Source organism: Streptomyces sp. NPDC001027, from assembly GCF_040299045.1.
Classification (GTDB): domain Bacteria; phylum Actinomycetota; class Actinomycetes; order Streptomycetales; family Streptomycetaceae; genus Streptomyces.
Genome location: NZ_JBEPBI010000099.1, coordinates 1 through 26,789, shown reverse-complemented (window position 1 = coordinate 26,789; position 26,789 = coordinate 1). Strand labels below are relative to the sequence as shown.

21 protein-coding genes and 1 tRNA gene are annotated in these 26,789 nt (G+C 71.5%); 18 read left to right on the top strand and 4 right to left on the bottom strand.

Translation table 11 applies throughout. The annotated features are described in order from the left end of the window. Positions 1–1,012: 1,012 nt before the first annotated feature. From ABT300_RS24845 to ABT300_RS24825, 5 genes are all read left to right on the top strand, one after another. Positions 1,013–2,302: an ABC transporter substrate-binding protein gene (locus ABT300_RS24845; protein WP_351679557.1), complete on the top strand. Its 1,290-nt coding sequence runs from the start codon at positions 1,013–1,015 to the stop codon at positions 2,300–2,302. A gap of 14 nt (positions 2,303–2,316) precedes the next feature. After that, a complete protein-coding gene (locus tag ABT300_RS24840) occupies positions 2,317–3,273 on the top strand; it encodes a carbohydrate ABC transporter permease (protein WP_351679554.1) in 957 nt (318 codons plus the stop codon). After that, the gene (locus tag ABT300_RS24835) at positions 3,270–4,145 is read left to right on the top strand and encodes a carbohydrate ABC transporter permease (protein ID WP_351679551.1); all 876 of its coding nucleotides are present in this window, start codon (positions 3,270–3,272) and stop codon (positions 4,143–4,145) included. Before ABT300_RS24840 ends, ABT300_RS24835 begins: the two co-directional genes overlap by 4 nt. 10 nt (positions 4,146–4,155) lie before the next feature. After that, positions 4,156–4,755: a hypothetical protein gene (locus ABT300_RS24830; protein WP_351679548.1), complete on the top strand. Its 600-nt coding sequence runs from the start codon at positions 4,156–4,158 to the stop codon at positions 4,753–4,755. A gap of 99 nt (positions 4,756–4,854) precedes the next feature. Next, entirely contained in the window at positions 4,855–7,590 is a 2,736-nt protein-coding gene (locus ABT300_RS24825) for an exo-rhamnogalacturonan lyase family protein (RefSeq protein WP_351679545.1), read from the top strand. 66 nt (positions 7,591–7,656) lie between these two features. Here the strand turns inward: ABT300_RS24825 and ABT300_RS24820 are convergent, their stop codons facing one another. After that, positions 7,657–10,047, bottom strand: a complete 2,391-nt coding sequence (locus tag ABT300_RS24820) for an SCO7613 C-terminal domain-containing membrane protein (RefSeq protein ID WP_351679543.1) — start codon at positions 10,045–10,047, stop codon at positions 7,657–7,659. A gap of 102 nt (positions 10,048–10,149) precedes the next feature. Between ABT300_RS24820 and ABT300_RS24815 the strand changes: the two genes are divergently transcribed. Together ABT300_RS24815 and ABT300_RS24810 are read left to right on the top strand one after the other, a co-directional pair. Next, positions 10,150–10,596: an SRPBCC family protein gene (locus ABT300_RS24815; RefSeq protein WP_351679540.1), complete on the top strand. Its 447-nt coding sequence runs from the start codon at positions 10,150–10,152 to the stop codon at positions 10,594–10,596. A gap of 39 nt (positions 10,597–10,635) precedes the next feature. Next, positions 10,636–10,707, top strand: a tRNA-Val gene (locus ABT300_RS24810). A gap of 96 nt (positions 10,708–10,803) precedes the next feature. Here the strand turns inward: ABT300_RS24810 and ABT300_RS24805 are convergent. Next, positions 10,804–11,529, bottom strand: a complete 726-nt coding sequence (locus ABT300_RS24805) for a 3'-5' exonuclease (RefSeq protein WP_351679538.1) — start codon at positions 11,527–11,529, stop codon at positions 10,804–10,806. Positions 11,530–11,696: 167 nt separating this feature from the next. Between ABT300_RS24805 and ABT300_RS24800 the strand changes: the two genes are divergently transcribed. The 4 genes from ABT300_RS24800 (at position 11,697) to ABT300_RS24785 (ending at position 16,232) form a co-directional block, all read left to right on the top strand. Beyond that, positions 11,697–12,263 carry a DUF4365 domain-containing protein gene (locus ABT300_RS24800; RefSeq protein ID WP_351679536.1) on the top strand — a complete coding sequence of 189 codons (567 nt, stop codon included), beginning with the start codon at positions 11,697–11,699 and terminating at the stop codon, positions 12,261–12,263. Continuing rightward, complete coding sequence (locus ABT300_RS24795; RefSeq protein ID WP_351679534.1) at positions 12,260–13,474, top strand: serine/threonine-protein kinase; 1,215 nt, start codon at positions 12,260–12,262, stop codon at positions 13,472–13,474. Before ABT300_RS24800 ends, ABT300_RS24795 begins: the two co-directional genes overlap by 4 nt. Before the next feature lie 116 nt (positions 13,475–13,590). Next, positions 13,591–15,567 carry a threonine--tRNA ligase gene (gene thrS, locus ABT300_RS24790; protein ID WP_351679532.1) on the top strand — a complete coding sequence of 659 codons (1,977 nt, stop codon included), beginning with the start codon at positions 13,591–13,593 and terminating at the stop codon, positions 15,565–15,567. A 101-nt stretch (positions 15,568–15,668) separates the two neighbouring features. Further along, a complete protein-coding gene (locus tag ABT300_RS24785; protein ID WP_351679530.1) occupies positions 15,669–16,232 on the top strand; it encodes an HIT family protein in 564 nt (187 codons plus the stop codon). A 163-nt stretch (positions 16,233–16,395) separates the two neighbouring features. Here ABT300_RS24785 and ABT300_RS24780 read toward each other — a convergent pair whose 3' ends face one another. Together ABT300_RS24780 and ABT300_RS24775 are read right to left on the bottom strand one after the other, a co-directional pair. After that, positions 16,396–18,057, bottom strand: coding sequence for an AbeC-like domain-containing protein (locus ABT300_RS24780; protein WP_351679528.1), 1,662 nt, complete (start codon positions 18,055–18,057; stop codon positions 16,396–16,398). Between the two features lie 197 nt (positions 18,058–18,254). Further along, positions 18,255–20,450 carry an elongation factor G-like protein EF-G2 gene (locus tag ABT300_RS24775; protein WP_351679526.1) on the bottom strand — a complete coding sequence of 732 codons (2,196 nt, stop codon included), beginning with the start codon at positions 20,448–20,450 and terminating at the stop codon, positions 18,255–18,257. A gap of 223 nt (positions 20,451–20,673) precedes the next feature. On the opposite strand from ABT300_RS24775, the gene pgsA reads away from it, so the two are divergent. From pgsA to ABT300_RS24740, 7 genes are all read left to right on the top strand, one after another. Then, a complete protein-coding gene (gene pgsA, locus ABT300_RS24770; RefSeq protein ID WP_351679560.1) occupies positions 20,674–21,441 on the top strand; it encodes a phosphatidylinositol phosphate synthase in 768 nt (255 codons plus the stop codon). Next, positions 21,438–22,355 (top strand): phosphatidylinositol mannoside acyltransferase, encoded by a 918-nt coding sequence (locus ABT300_RS24765; RefSeq protein WP_351679524.1) that lies wholly within the window; start codon positions 21,438–21,440, stop codon positions 22,353–22,355. Before pgsA ends, ABT300_RS24765 begins: the two co-directional genes overlap by 4 nt. Further along, positions 22,352–23,521: a glycosyltransferase family 4 protein gene (locus tag ABT300_RS24760; protein WP_351679522.1), complete on the top strand. Its 1,170-nt coding sequence runs from the start codon at positions 22,352–22,354 to the stop codon at positions 23,519–23,521. Before ABT300_RS24765 ends, ABT300_RS24760 begins: the two co-directional genes overlap by 4 nt. Before the next feature lie 42 nt (positions 23,522–23,563). Beyond that, positions 23,564–24,106 (top strand): LemA family protein, encoded by a 543-nt coding sequence (locus tag ABT300_RS24755; RefSeq protein ID WP_351679520.1) that lies wholly within the window; start codon positions 23,564–23,566, stop codon positions 24,104–24,106. A gap of 170 nt (positions 24,107–24,276) precedes the next feature. Beyond that, complete coding sequence (gene pdxS, locus ABT300_RS24750; RefSeq protein ID WP_351679518.1) at positions 24,277–25,188, top strand: pyridoxal 5'-phosphate synthase lyase subunit PdxS; 912 nt, start codon at positions 24,277–24,279, stop codon at positions 25,186–25,188. A gap of 6 nt (positions 25,189–25,194) precedes the next feature. Next, positions 25,195–25,806 (top strand): pyridoxal 5'-phosphate synthase glutaminase subunit PdxT, encoded by a 612-nt coding sequence (gene pdxT, locus ABT300_RS24745; RefSeq protein ID WP_351679515.1) that lies wholly within the window; start codon positions 25,195–25,197, stop codon positions 25,804–25,806. Between the two features lie 76 nt (positions 25,807–25,882). Continuing rightward, complete coding sequence (locus tag ABT300_RS24740) at positions 25,883–26,635, top strand: YebC/PmpR family DNA-binding transcriptional regulator (protein ID WP_351679513.1); 753 nt, start codon at positions 25,883–25,885, stop codon at positions 26,633–26,635. Positions 26,636–26,789 lie beyond the last annotated feature (154 nt).

Sequence of the window (26,789 nt, the reverse complement as noted above, 5' to 3'; positions counted from 1 at the left end):
GAGAGCGCTTCGTTCACACCGAAGAGGTCACTGGTTCGAACCCAGTATCGCCCACCGGAACGTCGGCCCGTCTGCGAATCCCGCAGACGGGCCGAAGTCGTTTTCCCAGCGATCCACACACCGTGCACGCGAAACGGCGTGCGGTGCGTGCGGCCCGAAACGGGCGTGCGGTCCGTGCGTCACGAACGGTGCGCGGGTCCGTGCGGCCCGAAGCGCAGTGGGTTCCCAACGGTCCGCGGTACGTGCAGCACGAACCGCACGCCGTTCATGCGGCCTCGACGTGCCTCGCCCCTCGGGCCGCCCGGCCCGCAACCCGCAAGGCCACAGCCTCGCGTCGGCACTCTCCCCGTCGGCGGAGCCTCGCCGACGCTCTTCCCGTCGGCTACGTGTCGCCGCTCCGTCCCCGTCCGTTCCGCCTCGGCGGCTCACTCCCCCCACGGTGCCGGGACGCCGCCGGCCTTCGCGTATTCATCCGTCGAGCGGTCCCGCCCCGCGTCTCCTGTCCGGCGGTTGTCCAGGGCCCCGCCCGACCGCCCCGCCCGATCGCCTTGCCCTAGGCCGCGGTGACCCACCTCGGGCCGTCGGCGGTCAGCGGTCCGGTCGCCTCGTCCCGTGCGCTCGCTTCCGGTCCGCAGGCTCCCCTCCTCGGCCCCCGTGGTAAACCTCCGCTCGCGAACCCCGCCCCTGGCTCTCAACTCATCCACCCAGCCGCGCCCTTCGCCACGCCCGCCTCTCATGTCCCTTCGGCACAGCCGGATTTGGGCGGCCGGTGAAGCGTGAGCAACTCGTTCCAGTCGTCCGATCCTCCGAACGACCCGTCCTGACCAGGGAGTTCGCAGCCGTCGGGCCAGGTGTGACCGGTTCTGACCGCGCCCTGCCGGTTTGCCTGCTCGCAAGAAAATCCTGTCCGAATCATTGACGGTCTCTCAACCCCCTCGTACCTTGTGCCAGCAAGCGCTTTCTTGAAACGATTCATGCAAGCGGCAACGACGCTGCGGGGAGGGGCCCGACTGTGGGAACCAGCAGGAATGTTGAGAGGCGAACGATCCTGAAGGCGGCCGGAGCCACGGCGGCCACGCTCGGGCTGGCCGCGACGACCGGGTGCGGGGGGGACAGCGAGACCTCGGCGGACGGGACGGTGACGATCCGTTACGCCTGGTGGGGTGGCGAGCCGCGCACGATTGCCATCAAGAAGTCGATCGCGCTCTTCGAGAAGAAGTATCCGAAGATCAAGATCAAGCCCGAATTCACCGACTACGAGGCGTTCTGGGAGAAGTTCCAGACCCAGGCCTCCGGCGGGAATCCGCCGGACGTTTTCCAGAATGCGGTCGGATTCCTGCGCAAGTACGACAAGCGCGGCGTTCTGATGGACCTCAAGGCGCAGGCGGACGCGGGAAACCTGAACCTGAAGAACTTCCGCAACGGCGTTCTGGCGAACGGTCAGGTCGACGGCAAGCAGATCGGCATACCCGTCGGGGCCAACACCATGGCGCTCGTGATCGACCAGAAGGCCTTCAAGAAGGCGGGCGTCGAGGCGAAGTTCGGCTGGACATGGAACGACTACTTCGCCGCGCTGCAGACGATCCAGGACAAGCTGAAGATCGCCGGTGACACCGGCTACTTCGGCATCATGTACCTCTACGACCTGTATCTGCGCCAGAACGGCAAGGCCTTCTTCACCGACAGCGCTCTCGGCTTCACCGAGGCCGATCTGACCCAGTGGTGGGAGGACGGCTACAAGCGCGTCAAGTCCGGACTCGTCGCCGATCCCAAGAAGATCGAGCAGGTCAAGCCGAAGTCGGGTCTCTCGGCCGGACTCGCCGCCTCCGAGTTCACCTGGGACAACTTCTCCATCCGCTACCAGGGCGAGGGCGAGTCGGACTACGGGCTCGCGCCGATCCCTACCACGGACGGCAAGAACACCGGCCAGTACCTCGGTTCGCTGATGCTGAGCGCCTTCTCGGGGACCAAGCACCCCAAGGAGGTCGCCCAGTTCATCGACTTCATGGTCCACGACCCCGAGGTCGGCAAGATCATGGGCTACGACCGCGGCATCCTCGCCACTACCGAGCAGTACGACGCCTTCAAGCCGACCGACCCCAACAACAAGGGCGTCGCGGCCTACGAGGACGAGGTCGCCAAGGCCGGGGTGCTCGGCAAGATCACCCCGCACCCTTCCGGCGCGGACGTCGTCGAGGCGGCCTTCCTGCGGCTCGGCGCTGAGGTCGCCCAGGGCAAGACCAAGCCGGCCGACGCGGCGAAGGCGCTGTTCAGCGAGGCCAAGGCCGCGTTCGCGGGCTGAGGGGACGTACCACCATGACGCTCGTCAAGGAAGCGCCCGTGCGCCCGGCGAAGAAGCGGTCCGCCGCTCCTGTCGCCGGGCGGCGGGGGCGGCGCCGCGAGAACCTCGCCGGCTACCTCTTCATGTCGCCGTGGATCGCGGGGTTCCTGCTGCTCACCGCGGGGCCGATGATCGCGTCGCTCTACTACGCGTTCACCAGCTACAACCTGTTCACGCCGCCCAAGTGGGTGGGCCTGGACAACTTCACGACGATGTTCCAGGACCCGCGCTGGCAGAAGTCGGTCGAGGTCACGCTCAAGTACGTCGTCGTGGCGACGCCGCTGAAGCTGCTCCTCGCGCTCGGGGTGGCGCTGCTGCTCGCGCAGAAGCGCCGCGGACAGGCCCTGTACCGGGCCGCGTTCTACATGCCGTCGCTCATCGGGGCCAGCGTCTCCGTGGGCTTCGTGTGGCGGGCGCTGTTCTCCGACGACGCCGTGGTGGACCGTACGCAGAAGATCTTCGGGGTCGACGTCGGCGGCTGGATCGGCAATCCGGACTATGTCCTGTACTCCCTGGTGGCGTTGAGCATCTGGCAGTTCGGCGCGCCGATGGTCATCTTCCTGGCCGGGCTCAAGCAGGTGCCGCAGGAGCTGTACGAGGCCGCCGAGATGGACGGGGCGGGCCCCCTGCGGCGGTTCTGGAACATCACCCTGCCGATGATCTCCCCGGTGCTGTTCTTCAACGTGCTGCTGGAGTCCATCCACGCGTTCCAGGTGTTCGGCTCGGCCTACGTGGTCTCCGACACCCGGTGCGGACCGGCCGACGCCACTCTCGTCTACACCTGCTACCTGTACCAGAAGGGCTTCAAGGAGGCCCAGATGGGCTTCGCCTCCGCGATGGCCTGGACGCTGGTGGTGGCGGTGGCGCTCGTCACGGCGGTCCTGTTCTGGTCGCAGAAGAAGTGGGTGCACTACGAGGAGGCCGCCAAGTGAGCACTGCCACCAGTCCTGTCACGCGCACGGCGGGCGAGCGGCGGCGCGCGGGATCACTCGTCTGGCACGCAGGCGCCCTGCTCGTGCTCGCGGTCGTCCTCTACCCGGTGATCTGGGTGCTCGGCGCCTCGTTCAAGCCGAGCAAGGACATCATCGCCAGCCTCGACCTGCTGCCGGCCAAGCCGGTCTGGGCCAACTTCTCCGGGCTGGCCGACGGCATCTCCGGCATCTCCATCGGCAGCTTCTTCACCAACTCCCTGCTGTACGCGGTCCTGGCCGTGGTCGGCGTGGTGCTCTCCAGCTCGCTGACGGCGTACGCCTTCGCCAAGATCAGGTTCGCCGGCCGGAACCTGCTGTTCACGCTGATGATCGGCACCCTGCTGCTGCCGTACCACGTGCTGCTCATCCCGCAGTACGTGCTGTTCCGCAACCTCGGCTACATCGACACGCTCGTGCCGCTCGTGGCGGGCAAGTTCCTGGCCACGGAGGCGTTCTTCGTCTTCCTGATGGTGCAGTTCATGCGCGGACTGCCGCGGGAGCTGGACGAGGCCGCGAAGCTCGACGGCTGCGGGCACTTGAGGACCTACTGGTCCGTCGTGCTGCCGCTGAGCCGCCCCGCCCTCATCACCAGCGCCATCTTCACCTTCATCAACGCGTGGAACGACTTCATGGGGCCGCTGATCTACCTCAACACCCCCTCCAAGTACACCGTGTCGTTGGGCCTGATGATGTTCCGCGACCAGGAGGGCATCTCCAACTACGGCAGCATGATCGCGATGTCGCTGGTGGCGTTGGTGCCGGTCATCGCCTTCTTCATGGCCTTCCAGCGCTATCTCATCGACGGAATGGCGACCTCCGGACTGAAGGGCTGAGGCGGTCACCATGGCGCAGACAGGGGTGAAGGCGCGTTCCGCGCGCAGGGAGTCGGTGTTCGGCGAGCGCTTCGCGGTCTTCGCCGAGTGTCTGCTCACCGGGGTGTGGATCGCCGTGGCCTGTCTCGGGGTCGTCACCTATCCCGCGGCCTTCGCGGCGGGCGCGCGGCATCTGCGACGCCGTACGCGCCACGAGAGCGGCGGCCTGCGGGAGTTCGCCGCGGACTTCCGGGCGGCGGTGCGCGGCGGATGGGTCGTCGGGCTCGCCGGCTGGGCGGCGGCCGCCGCGGTCTGGACGGACGTCCTGGCGGTGCGGGCCGGTCTTCCCGGCGGGCCGTTCGTCGGGGCCGTCGGCGTCCTCGCTCTGATCGGGCTGGCCGTGGCCCTGCTGCGGGCGGCGGCCGTCTGGACGCCGGGCGCCCCCTGGCGGGCGCTGATCGCGGACGCCGGGCGGCGGACCGTGCTCGACCCCGCCGGGTCCTTCCTGGTCGTCTGCGGTCTGGCTGTCGTCGCGGTGTCCGCACTGTTCGTCCTGCCCCTGGCGGTCCCGGTCCTCGGGGCCGTCGCGGCGGCGGCCGTCGCCGTCGAGCAACGGTACCGGCGCCGCTGACGGCAGCGCTGCGCTCCATCTCGGGTCGGCGCCACGGGCGCCGCACCTCCATCTGCCATGCCCCTGACTACCTTGCCTGTCGCACGGAAAGGAAAGGCCATGTCCCCCATCCCCCGCAGGTCACTCCTCAAGGCGGCCGCCGTCGCCGGCGCCGCCGCGCAGTTCAGCTGGGCCCTGGGCGCCAAGGACGCCGACGCCGCGCCGAGAGCCGCGGCCGCGGACGCGGATCCGGTGACCCTGGACTGGCTGGAGGACGGCGGCCTCGGCGCCGCCCCCGGCTCCACCCTCGGCGTGCCCTGGCCCATGGGCGCCTACCGGGAGGACCAGACCTTCGCGCTGACCGACGCCGCCGGCAAGGACGTCCCCGTACAGTCCTGGCCGATCGCCTACTGGCCGGACGGCTCCCTCAAGTGGACCGCGCACGCCGTGAGTTCGGGATCGGGCAAGCTCACCCTCGCCGCGGGCGCACCGGCCGCTCCCGCCAAGAAGGTCACCGTCGACAAGCGGGGCGGCGCCATCGACGTGTCGACGGGCGTCATCACGGCGAGGATCGGCACGTCGGGCGCCACCCTGATCAAGTCCGTCACCCGCGGCTCTGCCGAGATCGCCAGAAACGGCCGACTGGTGCTGATCCGGCAGCCCGAGATCGAGGACGAGGACCAGGGCGCCGTCAAGACCGAGCGATTCGAGGGCGCCGTCGACAAGGTCACCGTCGAGCAGTCGGGCCCGGTCCGCGCGGTCGTCCGCATCGACGGCAAGCACCGCAGGGGCAGCCGCAGCTGGCTGCCGTTCTCCATCCGTCTCTACTTCTACGCGGGCGCCGACTCCTTCCGCATGGTGCACACGATCACCTACGACGGAACCCAGGAGCCCGGCAAGGCGAGCGGCGACTTCATCCGGGGCCTCGGCGTCCGCTTCACCGTCCCGATGCGCGACGAGTCCTACGACCGACACATCCGCATCGGCGGCGAGGGCGCCGGCCTGCTGCGCGAGGCGGTCAAGGGCATCACCGGCCTGCGCCGCGACCCCGGCGCGGCGGTGCAGGCCGCCCAGTACGCGGGCCGGAAGGTGCCCGACCCCGCCACCTGGGACCAGCGGGTCACGACCCGCCTCCAGTACATCCCCGAGTGGGGCGACTACACCCTCTCCCAGCTCTCCGCCGACGGGTTCACCCTGCGCAAGCGCACCAAGAAGGGCCACGGCTGGATCGGCGCCGGCGGCGGCAGGCGGGCGTCCGGCTTCGGGTACGTCGGCGGCGTGAGCGGCGGGTTCTCCTTCGGCCTGCGGGACTTCTGGGAGAAGCACCCCGCCCAGCTCGACGTCCGCGACGCGCACACCGACGCCGCCGAGGTCACCCTCTGGCTCTGGTCGCCCGAGGCGCAGCCCATGGACCTGCGCTTCTACCACGACGGCATGGGCCAGGACACGTTCCCCGAACAGCTCGAGGGCCTCAACATCACCTACGAGGACTACGAGCCCGGCTTCGGCACCCCCTACGGCATCGCCCGCACCTCCGAACTCCTCTTCTGGGCCAACGAGTCGACGCCGACGCCGGAGCAGCTCGCCGAACAGGTGGAGGCCGTCCGGGTGCTGCCGCAGCTCGCGGCCCCGCCCAAACAGCTCATCAAGGCGAAGGTGTTCGGCCCGGGCCTGTACTCCGAGCCGGACCGCTCCACCCCCGCCAAGGCGAAGATCGAGGACCACCTCGACTTCCTCTTCACCTACTACAAGGGACAGGTGGAGCAGCGCCGCTGGTACGGCTTCTGGGACTACGGCGACATCATGCACACCTATGACACCGTCCGGCACCAGTGGCGGTACGACATCGGCGGCTACGCCTGGGACAACTCGGAGCTGTCGCCGGACCTGTGGCTGTGGCTCGCGTACCTGCGCTCCGGCCGCGCGGACATCTTCCGCTTCGCCGAGGCGATGACCCGGCACACCGGCGAGGTCGACGTCTACCACCTCGGCAAGTGGGCGGGCCTGGGCACCCGGCACGGCGTCCAGCACTACGCCGACAGCGCCAAGCAGCAGCGCATCGCGAACACCACGTACCGCCGCTACTACTACTTCCTGACGGCCGACGAACGCGTCGGCGACCTGATGCACGCCAACGTCGACTCCGACGAGACGTTCCTCGCCCTCGACCCGCTGCGCAAGATCCGCACCGAGCCGTACACGCCCGACCGGCACGCCCTGTCCATCGGCTTCGGCACCGACTGGAGCGGTCTGGTGTCGGCGTGGCTCACCGAGTGGGAGCGCAAGGGCCCCAAGTGGGAGAAGGCCAGGGCGCGCGTCCTGTCCACCATGGAGACGATCGCCGCCCAGCCCAACGGGTTCGTCCAGGGCAGCGGCCTGTACGACCTGGACACCGGCAGGTTCGCCGTCGCCGACAAGCCCAAGGTCGAGGTCTCGCACCTGTCGGCCGTCTTCGGCCTCAACGAGCTGTGCGCCGAGCTGATCCACCTGGTCGACATGCCGAAGTTCAACGAGGCCTACTTCGACTACTGCCGCTACTTCAACGCCACGAAGGCGGAACAGGCGGCCCGTTACGGCTCCAACTTCGGCACCCTGCTGCTGTTCCAGGGCCACTCGCGCCTCGACGCCTACGCCGCCGTCCAGACCGGCGACGCGGCGCTCGCCAAGCGGGCGTGGACGAAGTTCTACAGCTCCGACGGCTACACCGAGTCCTCGCCGTGGAAGACGGAGCCGCTCAGCGGCCCCGCCACCCTGGTCGCGGGCAGCGAGGCCGCCTGGGTCGCCACGAACGACACGGCGCTCTACGGCCTCGCCGCCATCGAGAACCTGGCGCTGCTCGGCGACAAGATGCCGTGACGCACGTCCGACCCGGCCCGGGAGCCGTCGCGGGGATGTCCCGTGACGGCTCCCGGGCCGGTACTCCTACCGCATGCGGTCCAACACCTCCCGCACCCGCCGGACGTCCCGCAGCCGCTGCTCGTACGTCGCGCCGAGGACGAGCAGCAGCAGTCCGGCGAGGGCGGGCGGCGCCCAGCGCGGCAGCGCGTCGCCCACCTGGGCGATATACGGGGCGAGTTGGTGCAGCGCGTCCAGCGTGAGCACCGAGCCGCCCAGCACCAGCGGCGCCTGCAGCCGATGCCGGGCGCCGAGCAGGGTGAGCGCCAGCGCCGTCGCGCCCAGCAGCAGCGGGCGGGTCCACGCCGGGTCGTACCAGGTGACGGCGAGGCTGGGCACGAGCGTGGCGGCGAGCCCGGGACCGTACGCGGTCCAGGACGACGTGTGCGGGTCCTTGCGCCGGCGCTGGACGCCCACGACGAGCGCCAGCAGCGTCGCCGGCAGCGTGTACGCCTCCGGCATGTCCACCCGCCAGGCGGCCAGCCGCACCCACGAGGCCAGGAGGAAGAGCACCGCGGCCGCGTGAGCGGCGAAGCGGCGGTCCGGACGGACGGCCGTGCCCGCGGCGATCACCGCGCACAGCGACAGCACCAGCGCGAGCACGGGCAGGTCGAGCACCGCGAGGCCGATGGCGACGAGACCCGCGACGCCGCCCGTCGCCTCGACCGCGAGCGTGGTGGCCGTATCGCCGGTCCGCGCCGCGACCAGCGCCGCGGCGGCCGGGACCAGCAGCACCAGCAGCGCGACGTGCTCCGGCCGCCAGCCGGCGGCGGCGCCCGCCGCGCAGGCCAGGGCCGTGGCGTAGCCGAGGGCGGCGGCCGCGGACACCGGCGTCGAGCGCCCACGCCATGCGGCTGCCGCGCACACCGCGGTGAGCGCGCCGAGCACGGTGAGCGTGGCGGGCTCGGCGGCCAGCGAGAGCAGAGCGAGACCGAGCGACGAGCCCAGGGCGAGCGCGGTGGCCGTCCGCGACGCCGGCGCCAGCAGGGCCAGCGTCAGCAGACTCTGCACCGACAGGCCGACGGCGTAAGGGAGTTGCAGGGCCGCAGGGGTGACGAGCACGGCGGCCCACGTCAGCGTCAGCGCGCCGGTCAGGGCCCGGGGCCGCCACGCGTCGCCGCGGACCGCGCTCGCCGTGACCGCGGCGACCGCGGCGACCGCGAGGAGGACGAGAGGGACTGTCACGGCGTGCGGGGGCCAGAAGGCGTCCGTCGCCACCGCGGCGCGGGCGTCGGCGGGGACGCCGGACCACACGCGCCCGAGCCACGCCGTCGGCCCCAGCAACGCCACGGCGACGGCCGGCGCAGACCACAGCACGGCGCCCGCCTGCACGACGCCGGAGGCCAGGGCGAAGCCCCGGCGCAGCGCCTGCGGTCCGCGGACCGCGGCCAGAAGGGCGATCCCGCAGACCAGATACGCCGGCGCCGCCCACTCGCCGGGCAGCGACACCCGCAGGACGCCGCCCAGGCCGACGACCGCGCACAGCGCGCCGGCCGTCGCCGTGCCCGTCGCGAGGCCCGCCCCCGGGGCGGACCGGGTCACCCCCAGCGCGATCGCCGCCGCGAGGGCGAGAAGCGCGGCGGCACGTGCCGCGGCGCCCGGACCGGCCGCGTCCACCGAGAGCAGGCCCGCCGTCAGCACGCCCCAGCCGCCCGTCCCGGCCGCGCACACCACGGCGACCGGACGCACCGTCCGCTCGGCGGCCCGCAGCGCCACCGCCGCGTCGAATGCGGCCGTCAGCAGCACCGCGACCGTGATCGTGTGCGGACCGCCGTCGGCCGCCACTGCCCAGAGCGGCAGCGCGAACTGAGCGACCGTCAGGGCGGCCGGCCGGGGCAGTCGCAGCGCGGCCGAGCCCGGCAGCGCGGCGAGGGCCGTGCCGTACAGCGCCCACAGCGCCGCGAGCGCGGTGAAGGCGACCGCCGCGTACGTCGTCCCGTCCGCCGCCGGGAACGCGGCCTCGTACAGGGCGTACGCGTCCAGCGACGTCAGCGCCAGACCCAGGCCCGCGACCGCCTCGGCGGTCGAACGCAGCCGTCGCCGCAGCAGCGGCACGGGCGCGCACAGCACCGCAAGGGTGACCGCTCCCAGCACCGCGGAGCGACCGACGATGCCGAGATGACCCCAGCTGACCAGGGTGAACACCATCGCCGCGACGGTGAGCAGGACCCCGCCGAGCAACAGGAGGGCGTTCTGCACGCCCGGGGCGGTGGCCTCGGGCCGGAAGGCCGGAACCGGAGGCGCAGGCGAGCCCGGCGGGACCGGAGCGGTCGGCTGCGCCGGTCCCGCCGACGAGCGCTGCAGGGCGGCGACCAGCCAGGCCCGACGGGTCAGCAACTGGGCCCGGCGGGCGTCCAGTTGCCAGAGCTCCGCGTCGAGCAGCCGCAGCTCGTCGGCCGGGGACGGAATATGCGTCATGCCTGGGAGTGTGGCTCGCGTCACGTGCCGGGGCATGAGCGCACGTACTCAGGGCGTACTCAGATACGGCCTGTCGCCCCCGCTGCCGGGCAGACTCGGCTCATGGACTGGACCCGCTACCGCTTCCGCAGCCTCTGGCCGCTGGACGCGCCGCCCCGGCGTGTGTACGAGGTGCTGGAGCGCGCCGAGGACTACCCGCGCTGGTGGCCCCAGGTGCGCGAGGTGAACCGGATCGACGACACGACCGGCGTCGTCCGCATCCGCTCCCTCCTCCCGTACGACATGACCTTCACCGCGCGTGAGGTGCGGCGTGATCCGGTGGCCGGGGTCCTGGAGACCGCCCTGTGGGGCGACATCGACGGCTGGGCGCGCTGGACGGTCACCGCCGACGGCTCCGGCAGCCTCGCCCGCTACGACCAGGCCGTGGAGGTGAACAAGGCGCTGCTGAGACGGCTCGCCGTGCCGGGGCGGCCGGTGTTCCGCCTCAACCACCGGCTGATGATGCGCGCCGGGCGGCGCGGTCTGACGGCGTACCTGGAAGCGGTTTGAAGGAAGCGTGCGGGGACCTGTATTGTTCAGTGCGTTCCCGGGCGATTAGCTCAGTGGGAGAGCGCTTCGTTCACACCGAAGAGGTCACTGGTTCGAACCCAGTATCGCCCACCGGGAGAGGCCGGTCCGCATCGAGCGGACCGGCTTTTTCGTGTCCGGACGCAGACCGGACGAGTCGCCGCACCCGCCCGTGCGCCGGTCACGGCCCTAGGCAGCCGCCGGCATCTCGGGCCGCAGGGGCCATGACGTGTCCACCGTCTCCGGGGAGCCGCTGCGCGCGAACCAGGCCTGCAGCCCCCGCGCCTGAGCGGCGTGCCAGGACGTCTGCAGGGCGTGCAGCTCGGCCGGGGACAGGCGCTCCAGACGCGCGGCGAAACGGCGCCCCACCGCGCGCACGACCTCGAGGGCGGCGAGCGCGTCGGCCGCCGCGTCGTGCGCCTCCGCCAGGGTCACGTCGTAGTGCGCGCACAGGTCGGTGAGCGTGCGCCGCCCCTTGCGGTACCGGTCCAGTTGCTTGTCAAGGACCCGCGGGTCCAGCACCCGAAGCGGCGTCGCGTCCAGCCAGTGACTCAGCGACGACGCCCGGTGCCTGCGCAGCTCACGGTCGAGCAGCGTCAGGTCGAACGGCGCGTTCATCACCACCAACGGGCGTCCCGCCGCCGCCTGTTCGGTGAGCAGCTGGGCTATCTCGAACATCACCGGAGACGGCCAGCGGCCGTTGCGCTGCAGATGGTCGTCCGTCAGACCGTGCACCTCCGTCGCCCCCGCGGGCACCGGCACGCCCGGGTTCACCAGCCATCGGCTGACCCGCGGCCGCGCCGCCGGCGTGTCCTGGACGACGAGGGCGGCCGACACGATCCGGTCGGTCTCCACGTCGACACCCGTCGTCTCCGTGTCAAATGCGGCCAGAGGGCCCTCGTACCAGTACGTCATCCCAATCCAACCCCTCGTTCACCCACGGCAGCTGACGCACCGTCTTCTGCCAGTTTGGTGATACCCGGGCTGTTTGCGCCGTACGCCGGAAGGACACAACACGAGTACGGGTCTTTGCAGTTCAGCGGCCCGTCACGGGGACGGCTTCGCGGGGAAGGCTGTTGGTCATGGCGATAGCGCAGCCCGAGCGGAGCGGGCTGCTGCCCGAGCGCGCGGGCGTTCAACGCGGCACGCTCGCCACCACCGCCTGCATGGAGACGCTGCAGGTGGGCTATCTGCACGCCGTCGCGGCCGCCGCGGGATGCTCGCTGTCCCAGCCGTTCCCCGACAACGGCATCGACTGGCACGTCAGCCACAGCGCTCCCGGGCACACCGTCGACGACGAGGTCACCATCAAGGTGCAGCTGAAGGCCACCTACCAGGTGCGGCCCGACCCGCCCGGCCACTCCTTCTCCTTCACCCTCGACAACGACCACCTGCGCAAGCTCGCCCGCACCCCCGTGACGGTGCACAAGATCCTGGTCGTGATGATCGTTCCCCGGGCGCGGGAGCAGTGGCTGCGAGCCGGCCACGACCGCCTCGACCTGCGGCACTGCTGCTACTGGGTCAATCTCGCCGGCCACCCGATCACCGGCCGGACCCGCACCACCGTGCGGATACCGACCGCACGCATCTTCGACGACCGGGCGCTGTGCGAGATCATGACGCGAGCCGGGACGGGAGGCAGACCGTGACCCACCGCCCCCTGGACGAGCGTCTGCGGCCGGTGCGGCCGCACCCCGAGGCCCACTGGGACCGGCGCCCCGAGACGGGCGAGGTCGACCCGGCGGTCCTCGGCGCCCTGCTGCGCCGGCACGGCTGGCAGCGGCGCGGCGGAGCCGTCGGACGCTACGGCCGCTGGACCCCGCCCGGCCCCGGCGGCGCGGGGACGAGTCTGCTCGTGCCGGAGAGCCGGGCCTTCCCGGACAGCGACGACCTGCTGGGCGAGGCGCTCCTGGCGCTCTCCCGCAGCGGCACGCCCTCCGCCCGCGAGGTGCTGCTCGGGCTCGTCGTGCCCAGCGACGAGATCCGCTGGTGGCGGGACGCGACCGCCGGGCCCGCCGGGGCCGCCTCCTGGGCCGTCGAGGAGCAGCTGCGCGGCGCGGCCCGCCAGATGCTGCTGGCCGGCGCCCTCGCCACGCGCGCGCGGGCCGGCTACTACGGGGCCCGGCACCGCCGCGCGGCCCTCGCGACCCTGGACGGCGTGTTGGTGGGCTCCGCGGCCGGCGGGCGACGGCTGACGGCCTTCGCGCCGGTCGCCGTCGCGCGCCCGCTCGCCGTGCGGCTGCACCAGGCCCTGTACGCCGTGCGCGAGGCCATCGACTACCAGCGCGCGGCCGGCGCCATGGACGCCTTCGACGGCGCCGTGGAGGCGGGCGCCAGCCGCGAGCTGACCGAGGCGCTGATCGCCCTGGTGCGGGGGACCCAGGGCGCGCGGATCGCCGTCGAGTGGGCGCCCGCGGCCGGGGTCCCCGAGGACTGCGCCCCCGGCGGCGAGCCGGTCGAGTTCTCGCCCGGCGACCTGCCCGTGCTGCGCGAGGCGGGCGCCCGATATCTGCGCGAGGAGCCGTCCGTGCCGGTGCGGATCACCGGCACGGTGGTCCGGATGCGCCGGTCGGGGCCGCGCGGCGAGGGCAGCGTACGACTGCGGGTGCTGGCCGGCGCCGAGATCCCGCACGTCCGGCTGACCCTCGACGAGGAGGACTACCGCATCGCCGGACAGGCCCACCTGGTGGGGCTGCCCGTGCGGGTGCGGGGGCGGCTGGAGAGCCGGGGCGGCTTCCGCAGAGTCACCGGCGCGTGTGAGGTCGTCCCCGTCCAGGTGGACGAGGAGGAGCGGGACCGTCTGCTGAAGTCCCTCCAGGAGAACGTCGACTTCTTCGAGGAGGCCTGCGGAGGGGAGTAGCGCCCGGCCGGGCGGCGGGGGCTGATTTCGCGGTCGGCGGGTGCGGGTCGGTACGATCCCCTATTGCGCGCGCCCTCGGTACGGCGCCCGCATCCGCCTTCAGTCAGGAGAGACCGGTGTCAGACGTCCGTGTGATCATCCATCGCGATTCCGAGCGGGAAGAGCGCACGGTGACGACGGGCACCACGGCCGCCGACCTCTTCGCCGGCGAGCGCTCGATCGTCGCCGCGCGCGTGGCCGGCGAGCTCAGGGACCTGGCGTACGTGCTGCGGGACGGCGAAGAGGTCGAGGGCGTCGAGATCTCCTCCGAGGACGGTCTGAACATCCTGCGCCACTCCACCGCGCACGTGATGGCCCAGGCCGTGCAGGAGCTCTTCCCGGAGGCCAAGCTGGGCATCGGCCCGCCGGTCAAGGACGGCTTCTACTACGACTTCGACGTCGAGAAGCCGTTCACGCCCGAGGACCTCAGGGCCGTCGAGAAGAAGATGCAGGAGATCCAGAAGCGCGGTCAGCGGTTCTCCCGCCGCGTGGTCACCGACGAGGCGGCCCGCGAGGAGCTCGCCGACGAGCCGTACAAGCTGGAGCTGATCGGCCTCAAGGGCTCGGCCTCCTCCGACGACGGCGCGGACGTCGAGGTCGGCGCCGGCGAGCTGACGATCTACGACAACCTCGACGCGAGGACCGGCGACCTGTGCTGGAAGGACCTCTGCCGAGGTCCCCACCTGCCCTCCACCCGCAACATCCCGGCGTTCAAGCTGATGCGCAACGCGGCCGCCTACTGGCGCGGCAGCGAGAAGAACCCCATGCTCCAGCGCATCTACGGCACCGCGTGGCCGACCAAGGACGAGCTGAAGGCGCACCTCGACTTCCTCGCCGAGGCCGAGAAGCGCGACCACCGCAAGCTGGGCTCCGAGCTCGACCTGTTCTCCATCCCCGAGCAGATCGGCTCCGGCCTCGCGGTCTTCCACCCCAAGGGCGGCGTCGTCCGCCGGGTCATGGAGGACTACTCGCGCCGCCGTCACGAGGAGGAGGGCTACGAGTTCGTCTACACCCCGCACGCGACGAAGGGGAAGCTCTTCGAGCAGTCAGGGCACCTGGACTGGTACGCCGACGGCATGTACCCGCCCATGCAGCTCGACGAGGGCGTGGACTACTACCTCAAGCCCATGAACTGCCCGATGCACAACCTGATCTTCGACGCGCGCGGCCGCTCCTACCGCGAACTGCCGCTGCGCCTCTTCGAGTTCGGGACCGTGTACCGGTACGAGAAGTCGGGCGTCGTGCACGGCCTGACCCGCGCGCGCGGCTTCACCCAGGACGACGCGCACATCTACTGCACCCGCGAGCAGATGGCGGACGAGCTCGACAAGACGCTCACCTTCGTCCTCGGCCTGCTGCGCGACTACGGCCTGACCGACTTCTACCTGGAGCTGTCCACCAAGGACCCGGAGAAGTTCGTCGGCTCGGACGACGTCTGGGAGGAGGCGACCGAGACGCTCCGCCAGGTCGCCGAGAAGCAGGGCCTGCCCCTGGTCCCGGACCCGGGCGGCGCCGCCTTCTACGGCCCCAAGATCTCCGTCCAGACCAAGGACGCCATCGGCCGCACCTGGCAGATGTCGACCATCCAGCTCGACTTCAACCTGCCGGAGCGCTTCGAGCTCGAGTACACCTCGCCCGACGGCTCCAAGCAGCGACCGGTCATGATCCACCGAGCGCTGTTCGGGTCGATCGAGCGGTTCTTCGCGGTGCTCCTGGAGCACTACGCGGGCGCGTTCCCGGCGTGGCTGGCACCGGTCCAGGCGATCGGCATCCCGATCGGCGACACGCACGTGGACTACCTGGAGAAGTTCGCCGCGGCGGCCAGGAAGCAGGGGCTGCGGGTCGACGTCGACTCCTCCTCCGACCGGATGCAGAAGAAGATCCGCAACGCCCAGAAGCAGAAGGTGCCCTTCATGGTCATCGCGGGCGACGAGGACATGGCGGGCGGTTCGGTGTCCTTCCGCTACCGCGACGGCTCCCAGGAGAACGGCATCCCGTTCGACGAGGCCATCGCGAAGATCGCGAAGGTCGTCGAGGAGCGCACACAGGTCTGACGCCGTGGTGCGCGGGCCCCCGGGGAGTCGCCCCGGGGGCCCGTCGCCGTCCCGGGGGGGCGCGTGAACCCCGCCGACACTCCGCGAACGGGCGAAGCCATATGCTGCCCTGCATGACGAGTGAGCCGGAGCAGCAGATCGGAGTGGGGACGCAGGACGCGTTCCAGCGCCTGTGGACGCCCCACCGGATGGCCTACATCCAGGGCGAGAACAAGCCGACCGGCCCCGGCGCCGGCGACGGCTGTCCGTTCTGCTCGATCCCGGCGAAGTCCGACGAGGACGGGCTGGTCGTCCGGCGCGGCGAGCACGTGTACGCGGTGCTGAACCTGTACCCGTACAACGGCGGCCACCTGATGACCGTGCCCTACCGTCATGTGGCCGACTACACCGACCTGACCGGGCCGGAGACCGCCGAGCTGGGCGAGCTGACCAAGCAGGCGATGACGGCCCTGCGCCTCGCGTCCGGCGCGCAGGGCTTCAACATCGGCATGAACCAGGGCGCCGTGGCGGGCGCCGGGATCGCCGCCCACCTGCACCAGCACATCGTGCCCCGCTGGGGCGGCGACACGAACTTCATGCCGGTGGTCGGGCACACGCGCGTACTGCCGCAGCTCCTGGCCGACACCAGGAAGATGCTGGCAGAAGCCTGGCCCGCACAGCCTTGACCCGGCAGCACCGTAGTGCGGGCCCGGCCGTCCGTCTCAGCCCGTCCGGCGTTTGAGGACGAGGCTTCTTGAGGGCCGAAAGCGGGGGCCTGGGGGAGCCGCCCCCCAGAGGCACCCGACCGACCCGCGCCGACCCGCGCGAACCAGGGCGACCGCCGCAGGCTCACGCGTCGTAGCTGTCCGCCTTCCTCGGCGAAACGTCCTGGACCGCACCGCTCAGGATCGACGACCGCGAGGTGAACTTGTCGATGTTCACGTCGTGCTCCTTGAGCACCTTGAGCGCTGCCGAGTGCACCACGCGCAGCACCGGCGTGGCCGCCCGCAGGGCGTCGTCGGCCATGAAGCGGTGACGCCAGGGCTGGTCCGCCCAGGCGTGCCGCAGGCCGAAGGGCTCGGGCAGGCCGATCGAGCCGCCGAGCCACTTCAGCAGCGGCGGATACCAGCTGATCGTGGCGCGCGCGGCCACCCGGACGACCTCGTCGGCGGTGACCAGCGGCAGCTTGACCGTCCGGGTCTCCCAGAACCGGACGCTCTTGGCGACCTCCTTGGTCGGGGCCTCGGGCTTGGTGGTGAACAGGCCGTTGACCGGGCCCAGGGCGTGCCCGGTGACCTCGATGCGCAGCGTCTCGTGCAGCACCGTCACCGTGATCAGCATCGTGATGATCAACTGGCCGTCCCACAGCGGCCACTGGACGCCCAGGTAGTGCCGGTCGCCGCCGCCGAACTGCTGGTTGTTGCAGATGTCCTCTATCGCCCGCGGCTTGACCTGATACGCCTCGACGTCGGTGCCCTCCGGCCGCGCGACCGCCTTGGCGTTCTCGCCGACCGGGGTGACGATCCAGTGCCGCACCGTGGGCGGCGGGAATCCGCCGGTCTTCAGGCTCTGCCGGTTGAGCACGGCGAGCTGGTCGTGGATGGCGCGTACGACGGTCCAGCTGCGGAACTCGTGGACGCCCTTGTTCGGGTCGCTCGGCACCAGCTCCTCGGCGAGGTGCCAGGAGCCCCACCGCGTGCCCATGCCGAGTATGCCCTTGGGGCCGGCGTAGAAGACCGAGTTGGACTGCTGCTCCGCGCTGAGCCGTGCCAGGGACTGGCGCAGCTGCTCCGCCGCCGTCTGGTTCGGGCTGGTCGGCACCGCCTCGGGCACCTTGGCGCCGACGCTGCCGCCGGACAGCAGGCTGTCCCAGCGCCCCCGGAGGTCGACCGCGGTGCCCTCGCAGATCCGCTTGGCCAGGAACCAGCCGACCACGGGCGCCACGACGCACCCGCGCGCGTACCATCCCACGGCGCCGGTGAACGGCATCTTGACCAGGAACAGCACGGCGAGCGCGCCCATGGCGACGAGCAGACCGGTGCCGAGGCCGGAGACCCGCTTGTCGTCGAGCTTGCCCATGCTCGCCCGGAGCTGGAAGACCAGCAGCCACACCAGCAGGCCCGGCAGGAACAGCACGCCGCACAGCACCATGACGCCGGTCAGCTTCTGGTCGCGTTCGCGGCGGATGCGGTTGGCGGCGAGGCAGTGCTCGACGACCACCTGCGGCTCGCTGCCGAACGACTGGATGAGCGGCTTGCGGCCGACGCCCAGCATGCGGTCGATCACCGCCTGCGAGAACGCCTCGCCGAGGTTGGGCCGGAAGATCCGGGCCCAGCTGCGGCCGGCGTTGACCGCCGTCTGGTGCCATTCGTTGTCGGCGTTCTTGATGTCCTCCACCGGGTTGTCCCGGTAGGCCGCCGACGCCAGGCCGAACGTCGGTGTCTGCCCTCCGTCGCCCTGTTGCGGCACCTGCGGTCCGAAGATGTCCGCGTAACCGCTGCCAACGGTCATTCCCGCCCCCGATCGCCGCTGCTCTCGCTTCTGCGGCTTTCCCGACTTCCGTGCTCCGCACACCTGTTGATCAGGTCATCAGCGTATCGGCAGGGGCCGACATCCGTCGGCGGACGGCCGAAGCCGCCCACCGAACCGGAAGAACGCCCTCCGTGTGGTGCCGCACCGGCCACTTGGGACCGGCGCGGCGCCAACCGTCAGCCTGCCTCCGCCTGTTGGCGCACCTTCTCGGCGACCTGCGGCGGCATCGGCTCGTGCCGGGCGTACGCGCGGTGGAAGCGGGCCGTGCCGTGCGACAGCGAGCGCAGATCGACCGCGTACCGGCCGATCTCGATCTCCGGCACCTCGGCCCGCACGAGCGTGCGGCTGCCGCTGGTCTGCTCGGTGCCCAGCACGCGTCCGCGCCGCCCCGACAGATCGCTCATCACGGTGCCCACGTACTCGTCGCCCACCAGCACCGACACCTCGGCCACCGGCTCCAGCAGATGGATCCGCGCGTCCGCCGCCGCCTCCCGGAGCGCGAGCGCGCCGGCCGTCTGGAACGCGGCGTCGGAGGAGTCCACCGAATGGGCCTTGCCGTCCAGCAGCGTGATCCGCACGTCCACGAGCGGATGTCCGGCCGCCACCCCCTTGGCGGCCTGCGCCCGGACGCCCTTCTCGACGGAGGGGATGAACTGCCGCGGCACCGAACCGCCGACGACCCGGTCCACGAACTCGATGCCCGAGCCGCCCGGCAGCGGCTCCACCTCGATCTCGCACACGGCGTACTGGCCGTGCCCGCCGGACTGCTTCACATGCCGCCCGCGCCCGGCGGACTTCCCCGCGAACGTCTCCCTCAGCGAGACCAGATGCGGGACGACGTCGACCTGCACGCCGTAACGGGAGCGCAGCCGCTCGAGTGCGACGTCCGCGTGCGCCTCGCCCAGGCACCACAGCACCACCTGGTGGGTGTGCTGGTTGTGCTCCAGGCGCATCGTGGGGTCCTCGGCGACCAGTCGGCCCAGCCCCTGCGACAGCTTGTCCTCGTCGGCCTTGCTGTGGGCCCGGATGGCCAGCGGGAGCAGCGGGTCCGGCATCTGCCAGGGCTCCATGAGGAGCGGGTCGTCCTTCGCGGAGAGGGTGTCGCCGGTCTCCGCGCGGCCGAGTTTCGCCACGCACGCGAGGTCGCCCGCGATGCAGTGGGTGAGAGTCCGCTGCTGCTTGCCGAACGGCGCGGACAGGGCGCCGATGCGCTCGTCGACGTCGTGGTCCTCGTGACCGCGGTCGGCGAGGCCGTGCCCGGAGACGTGGACGGTCTCGTCCGGGTGCAGGGTCCCGGAGAACACGCGGACCAGCGAGACCCGGCCGACGTAGGGGTCCGAGGAGGTCTTCACGACCTCCGCGACCAGCGGACCGTCCGGATCGCAGGACTCCAGCTCCCGCGGCCGGCCGTCGACCGTCGTCACGCGCGGCGCCTCGCGTTCCAGAGGCGTCGGGAAGCCCCTGGTGACCAGTTCCAGGAGTTCGACCGTGCCGAGGCCCTGTCGGGTGCCGTCGGCGGCGGGAGCGGCCGCCAGGACGGGGAAGAAGGCGCCGCGCGCGACGGCCCGCTCCAGGTCGTCGATCAGCGTCTTGACGTCGATCTGCTCGCCTCCGAGATACCGGTCCATGAGGGTCTCGTCCTCGCTCTCGGCGATGATCCCCTCGATCAGCCGGTTGCGGGCCTCCTCGAGGGCGGGCAACCGCTCCTCGTCCGGATCGGACTCCCGGCGTTCGCCGGAGGAGTAGTCGAACAGCGTCCGGGACAGCAGGCCGGTCAGCCCGGTCACCGGCGCGTGCCCGTCGGGCCCCTCGGGGCCGCGCAGCGGAAGGTACAGCGGCAGGACCGCGTCCGGGTCGTCCGCGCCGAAGGCCTCGGCGCAGATCCGCGTCATCTCCTCGAAGTCCGCGCGGGCGGCCTCCAGGTGCGTGACGACGATCGCGCGGGGCATGCCGACGGCCGCGCACTCCTCCCAGACCATGCGGGTCGAACCGTCCACGCCGTCCGCCGCCGAGACGACGAAGAGGGCCGCGTCCGCGGCGCGCAGACCGGCCCTGAGCTCCCCGACGAAGTCGGCGTATCCGGGGGTGTCGAGAAGATTGACCTTGATGCCGTCGAACATGACGGGCACCAGTGAGAGCTGCACCGAGCGCTGCTGCCGGTGCTCGATCTCGTCGTAGTCGGAGACGGTGCCGCCGTCCTCCACGCGGCCCGCCCGGTTCACCGCTCCCGCGGTCAGCGCGAGAGCCTCCACCAATGTCGTCTTGCCCGATCCGCAGTGGCCGACCAGCACCACATTCCGTACGGACGCGGGTCGGTCGGCCGCCGTAGCCCTGCCGGCGGCTCCGGGGTGTTCCTTCGCCTTGTCGCCCATTTCCTTGCCTCCCGTGCACGGTGAGGTCACTGGGGGCGCGGGCGCGACGGCCCCGCGTGCGATGGCGGCTCCGGCGACGCCCGCGGTCCTTCGAGCTTTCCACTCCCGTCACGGCCCGTCCATACGGCGGACGTGACCCGGCCGTGCGCCGGACGCCGTGCGGCCGTGACACGGCGGTGGGGGCCGGGTGCCCGACCGTCGCACGCACACGCGCGTGGCTACGATGGGCCAGTCGGCGGCCAGCAGGGGCCGCACGGCCACACCGACCCTCGGGAAGGCCATGCTGAACAAGTACGCGCGTGCATTCTTCACGCGTGTCCTCACACCGTTCGCCGCGTTTCTCATCCGCCGGGGCGTGAGCCCCGACACGGTCACGCTCCTCGGCACCGCCGGCGTGATCGCGGGCGCGCTGGTCTTCTACCCCCGGGGCGAGTTCTTCTGGGGCACGATCGTGATCACGCTCTTCGTGTTCTCCGACCTCGTCGACGGCAACATGGCCCGCCAGCTCGGCCGCACCAGCCGCTGGGGGGCCTTCCTCGACTCCACGCTCGACCGGGTCGCCGACGGCGCGATCTTCGGCGGCTTCGCGCTCTGGTACGCGGGCCACGGCGACGACAACGCCCTGTGCGCCGTCTCGATCTTCTGTCTGGCCAGCGGTCAGGTGGTGTCGTACACCAAGGCCCGCGGCGAGTCGATCGGCCTGCCGGTCGCCGTCAACGGGCTGGTGGAACGCGCCGAACGCCTGGTGATCTCGCTGGTCGCGGCGGGACTCTCCGGTCTGCACGCGTTCGGCGTGCCCGGTATCCAGGTGCTGCTGCCGATCGCGCTGTGGATCGTCGCCGTCGGCAGCCTCGTCACGCTGATCCAGCGCGTCGTCACGGTCCGCCGCGAATCCGCCGAGGCCGAGCAGGCGGCCGAGGTCACGGACGTCGCCGAGCGGGCGGACGAGACGCAGGGCAGCGGGGCCCGGGGGAGCGAGGCCGCGAAGTGAGCGCCCGCGAGCGTCTGACGGACTCGCTGTACGGCCTGGGCTGGAGCACCGTCAAGAAGCTCCCCGAACCGGTCGCCGCAGGCCTCGGCCGCACCGTCGCCGACCTCGCGTGGAAACGGCGCGGCAAGGGGGTGCTGCGGCTGGAGAGCAACTACGCGCGCGTGGTGCCGGACGCGGGCCCGGAGCGCCTGGCCGAGCTCTCACGCGCGGGGATGCGCTCCTACCTGCGGTACTGGATGGAATCCTTCCGGCTGCCGGCCTGGAGCGCCGAGCGCGTCGCCGACGGCTTCGACCCCAAGGACGTGCACCACCTGACGGACGGCATCGCCTCGGACCGGGGCGTCATCCTCGCGCTGCCGCACATGGGAAACTGGGACCTGGCCGGCGCCTGGGTCACCACGAAGCTGCGCACGCCGTTCACCACCGTCGCCGAGCGCCTCAAGCCCGAGACGCTGTACGACCGGTTCGTCGCCTACCGCGAGGGGCTCGGCATGGAGGTCCTGCCGCACACCGGCGGCGCCGCCTTCGGCACCCTGGCCCGGCGGCTGCGCGAGGGCGGACTGGTCTGCCTGGTCGCCGAGCGCGACCTGTCCGCCTCCGGCGTCGAGGTCGACTTCTTCGGGGACACCGCCCGGATGCCCGCCGGGCCCGCCCTGCTCGCCCAGCAGACCGGCGCGCTGCTGCTGCCCGTCACCCTCTGGTACGACGACTCGCCCGTCATGCAGGGCAGGGTGCATCCGCCGATCGAGGCGCCCGCGACAGGCAGCCGGGCCGACAGGACGTCTGTCATGACACAGGCGCTGGCAGACGCCTTCGCCACCGGCATCGCCGACCACCCGGAGGACTGGCACATGCTGCAGAGACTGTGGCTCGCGGACCTGGAACCCCGCCCGTCGGACGGGGCGCCCGCGTGAGAATCGGCATCGTCTGCCCGTACTCCTGGGACGTCCCCGGCGGGGTGCAGTTCCACATCCGCGACCTCGCCGAGTACTTCATCCGGCTCGGTCACGAGGTGTCCGTCCTCGCCCCGGCCGACGACGACACCCCGCTGCCGCCCTACGTCGTCTCGGCCGGCCGCGCGGTCCCCGTCCCGTACAACGGCTCCGTCGCCCGGCTCAACTTCGGGTTCCTGTCCGCCGCGCGCGTGCGGCGCTGGCTGCACGACGGCGCGTTCGACGTCGTCCACATCCACGAGCCGACCTCGCCCTCGCTCGGGCTGCTGACCTGCTGGGCGGCCTCGGGGCCGATCGTGGCGACCTTCCACACGTCCAACCCGCGCTCGCGGGCCATGATCGCCGCGTACTCCATCCTCCAGGCGGCCCTGGAGAAGATCAGCGCGCGGATCGCCGTCAGCGAGTACGCCCGGCGGACGCTGGTCGAGCACCTCGGCGGCGACGCGGTCGTCATCCCGAACGGCGTCGACGTCGACTTCTTCGCCAAGGCCGAGCCCAACCCCGAGTGGCAGGGCGCCACCATCGGCTTCGTCGGGCGCATCGACGAGCCGCGCAAGGGCCTGCCCGTGCTGATGAGGGCGCTGCCGAAGATCTTCGCCGAACGCCCGGACGCCCGGCTGCTGGTCGCCGGGCGCGGCGACGAGAAGGAGGCGGTGGAGAGCCTGCCCGAGGAGCTGCACGCGCGCGTGGAGTTCCTCGGCATGGTCAGCGACGAGGACAAGGCGCGCTTCCTGCGCAGCGTCGACCTCTACATCGCGCCCAACACCGGCGGCGAGAGCTTCGGGATCATCCTCGTCGAGGCCATGTCGGCGGGAGCTCCCGTGCTCGCCTCCGACCTCGACGCCTTCGCCCAGGTCCTCGACCAGGGAGCGGCGGGCGAGCTGTTCGCCAACGAGGACGCGGACGCGCTGGCCGCCGCGGCGGTGCGGCTCCTGGGCGACCCGGAACGCAGGGAACAGCTGAGCGAGCGGGGCAGCGCGCATGTGCGGCGCTTCGACTGGTCGACCGTCGGCGCGGACATCCTGTCGGTCTACGAGACGGTGACGGCGGGAGCGGCGGCGGTCGCGGCCGACGACGAACGGGGATCGACGGGCCTGCGCGCCCGGCTCGGGCTGGCCCGGGACTGACCTGCCCCACCGCCGCAGGGGTCACGGGTAGCCTTGCCGCCCGTGACCGCAACCCTGATCTGGATCCTGGTCGTCCTCGTCGCGATCGGCCTCTACCTGAGCTGGACGGCGGGACGGCTCGACCGGCTGCACGCCCGCATCGACGCGGCCCGAGCCGCGCTCGACGCGCAGCTGCTGCGCCGCGCGTCGGTGGCGCAGGAACTGGCCACCTCCAAGGTCCTCGACCCCGCCGCGTCGATCGTCCTGTACGAGGCCGCGCACGCCGCCCGGCAGGCCGAGGAGGAGCAGCGCGAGGTCGCCGAGAGCGAGCTCAGCCAGGCCCTGCGGGCCGTCTTCGCGGACGCCCAGCAGCTCGAGGCCGTGCGCGAGGCGCCCGGCGGCGAGGAGGCGGCCCGCGAGCTCACGGAGGCCGTCCGCCGGGTCCCCATGGCCCGGCGCTTCCACAACGACGCGGTGGGCGCCGTCCGCAGACTGCGCGAGCACCGCAAGGTCCGCTGGTTCCGCCTGGCCGGTCACGCACCCTTCCCGATGGCCTTCGAGATGGACGACGAACCTCCGTCCCCCCTGGTCGACCGGGCCGCCTGACCGGGGTTCGGCCGAGCCGTCCCGGGCGGCGCGCCGGTGCGCGTCGGGCCCTTCGGGGGCGCCGCTCGGGGAAAAGGATCCACCGGCTGCGCATTGGCCCTTGCTGTGGACTGGTCCACTCGCGTTTCCTCAGTGCCGAAGAATCCTCTTTTCGACTAGTGAGGTCACCCGTGTCCAGCACGATCTCCGAAAACCAGACCCCCGAGACCGGCACCGCGCGCGTGAAGCGCGGCATGGCCGAGCAGCTCAAGGGCGGCGTGATCATGGACGTCGTCACGCCGGAGCAGGCGAAGATCGCCGAAGACGCGGGCGCCGTCGCCGTCATGGCGCTGGAGCGGGTCCCGGCCGACATCCGCAAGGACGGCGGCGTCGCCCGGATGTCCGACCCCGACATGATCGAGGGCATCATCGAGGCCGTGTCCATCCCGGTCATGGCCAAGTCCCGGATCGGCCACTTCGTCGAGGCGCAGGTGCTGCAGTCGCTCGGCGTCGACTACATCGACGAGTCCGAGGTCCTCACCCCGGCCGACGAGGTCAACCACAGCGACAAGTTCGCGTTCACGACCCCCTTCGTCTGCGGCGCCACCAACCTCGGCGAGGCGCTGCGCCGCATCGCCGAAGGCGCCGCGATGATCCGCTCCAAGGGCGAGGCCGGCACCGGCAACGTCGTCGAGGCCGTGCGTCACCTGCGTCAGATCAAGAACGAGATCGCCCGGCTGCGCGGCTACGACAACAACGAGCTGTACGCCGCCGCCAAGGACCTGCGCGCCCCCTACGAGCTGGTCAAGGAGGTCGCCGCGCTCGGCAAGCTCCCGGTCGTGCTGTTCTCCGCGGGCGGCGTCGCCACTCCGGCCGACGCCGCGCTGATGCGCCAGCTCGGCGCCGAGGGCGTCTTCGTCGGCTCCGGCATCTTCAAGTCCGGCGACCCGGCCAAGCGCGCCGCCGCCATCGTGAAGGCCACCACCTTCTACGACGACCCGAAGATCATCGCGGACGCGTCCCGCAACCTGGGCGAGGCCATGGTCGGCATCAACTGCGACACCCTCCCCGAGGCCGAGCGCTACGCCAACCGCGGCTGGTAACACCTCATGAGCGACACGACCCCTGTCATCGGCGTCCTGGCCCTCCAGGGCGACGTACGGGAGCACCTCGTCGCCCTGGCCGCGGCCGACGCCGTGGCCAGGCCGGTGCGGCGCCCCGAGGAACTCGCCGAGGTCGACGGCCTCGTCATCCCCGGCGGCGAGTCCACGACCATCTCCAAGCTGGCCGTCCTGTTCGGCGTGATGGAGCCCCTCCGCGCGCGCGTGAGGTCCGGCATGCCCGTCTACGGCACCTGCGCAGGCATGATCATGCTCGCCGACAAGATCCTCGACCCGCGCTCGGGCCAGGAGACCGTCGGCGGCATCGACATGATCGTGCGCCGCAACGCCTTCGGACGCCAGAACGAGTCCTTCGAGGCCGCGGTCGACGTCGAGGGCGTGACGGGACCTCCCGTGGAGGGCGTCTTCATCCGCGCTCCCTGGGTCGAGTCCGTGGGCGCCCGCGCCGAGGTGCTCGCCGAGCACGGCGGTCACATCGTCGCCGTCCGCCAGGGCAACGCGCTCGCCACCTCGTTCCACCCGGAGCTGACCGGCGACCATCGGATGCACGCGCTCTTCGTGGACATGGTGCGCGCCGACCGGGCACGCCGGTCCTTGTAGGATCTGCTGGGGTCCCCAGGCCGTTAAGGTCTGGGGGAGTTCGTTGCAGAGACGGTTACGCGAAGGAGACAGGCAGATGTCCGGCCACTCTAAATGGGCTACGACGAAGCACAAGAAGGCCGTGATCGACGCCAAGCGCGGCAAGCTCTTCGCGAAGCTGATCAAGAACATCGAGGTGGCGGCCCGCATGGGCGGCGTCGACATCGAGGGCAACCCGACGCTGTACGACGCCATCCAGAAGGCGAAGAAGCAGTCGGTCCCGAACAAGAACATCGACTCCGCGGTCAAGCGCGGCGGCGGCCTCGAGGCCGGCGGCGCCGACTACGAGACGATCATGTACGAGGGTTACGGCCCGAACGGCGTCGCGGTGCTCATCGAGTGCCTCACCGACAACCGCAACCGCGCTGCCTCCGACGTCCGCGTCGCCATGACCCGCAACGGCGGCAGCATGGCCGACCCGGGCTCGGTGTCGTACCTCTTCCACCGCAAGGGCGTCGTCATCGTCCCCAAGGGCGAGCTGAGCGAGGACGACGTGCTGGGCGCGGTCCTCGACGCGGGCGCCGAGGAGGTCAACGACCTCGGTGAGTCCTTCGAGGTGCTCAGCGAGGCCACCGACCTGGTCGCGGTCCGCACCGCCCTCCAGGACGCCGGCGTCGACTACGACTCCGCCGAGGCCAACTTCGTCCCGACCATGCAGGTCGAACTGGACGAGGACGGCGCGCGGAAGATCTTCAAGCTGATCGACGCCCTCGAGGACAGCGACGACGTGCAGAACGTCTTCGCCAACTTCGACGTCAGCGACGAGGTCATGGAGAAGGTCGACGCGTAACGCTGTCGCGAACCGAGCGGATCCGGCGGGCCGGTGGGACACACCCCACCCGCCCCCCGGCGCAATCGGCGCCCCCGGGAATACATCACAAAACCGGCGTGCGCCACCCAAGCGCGGGGGGGAACAGCGCGGCGCGGGCAGCGGAGCGGAGAAG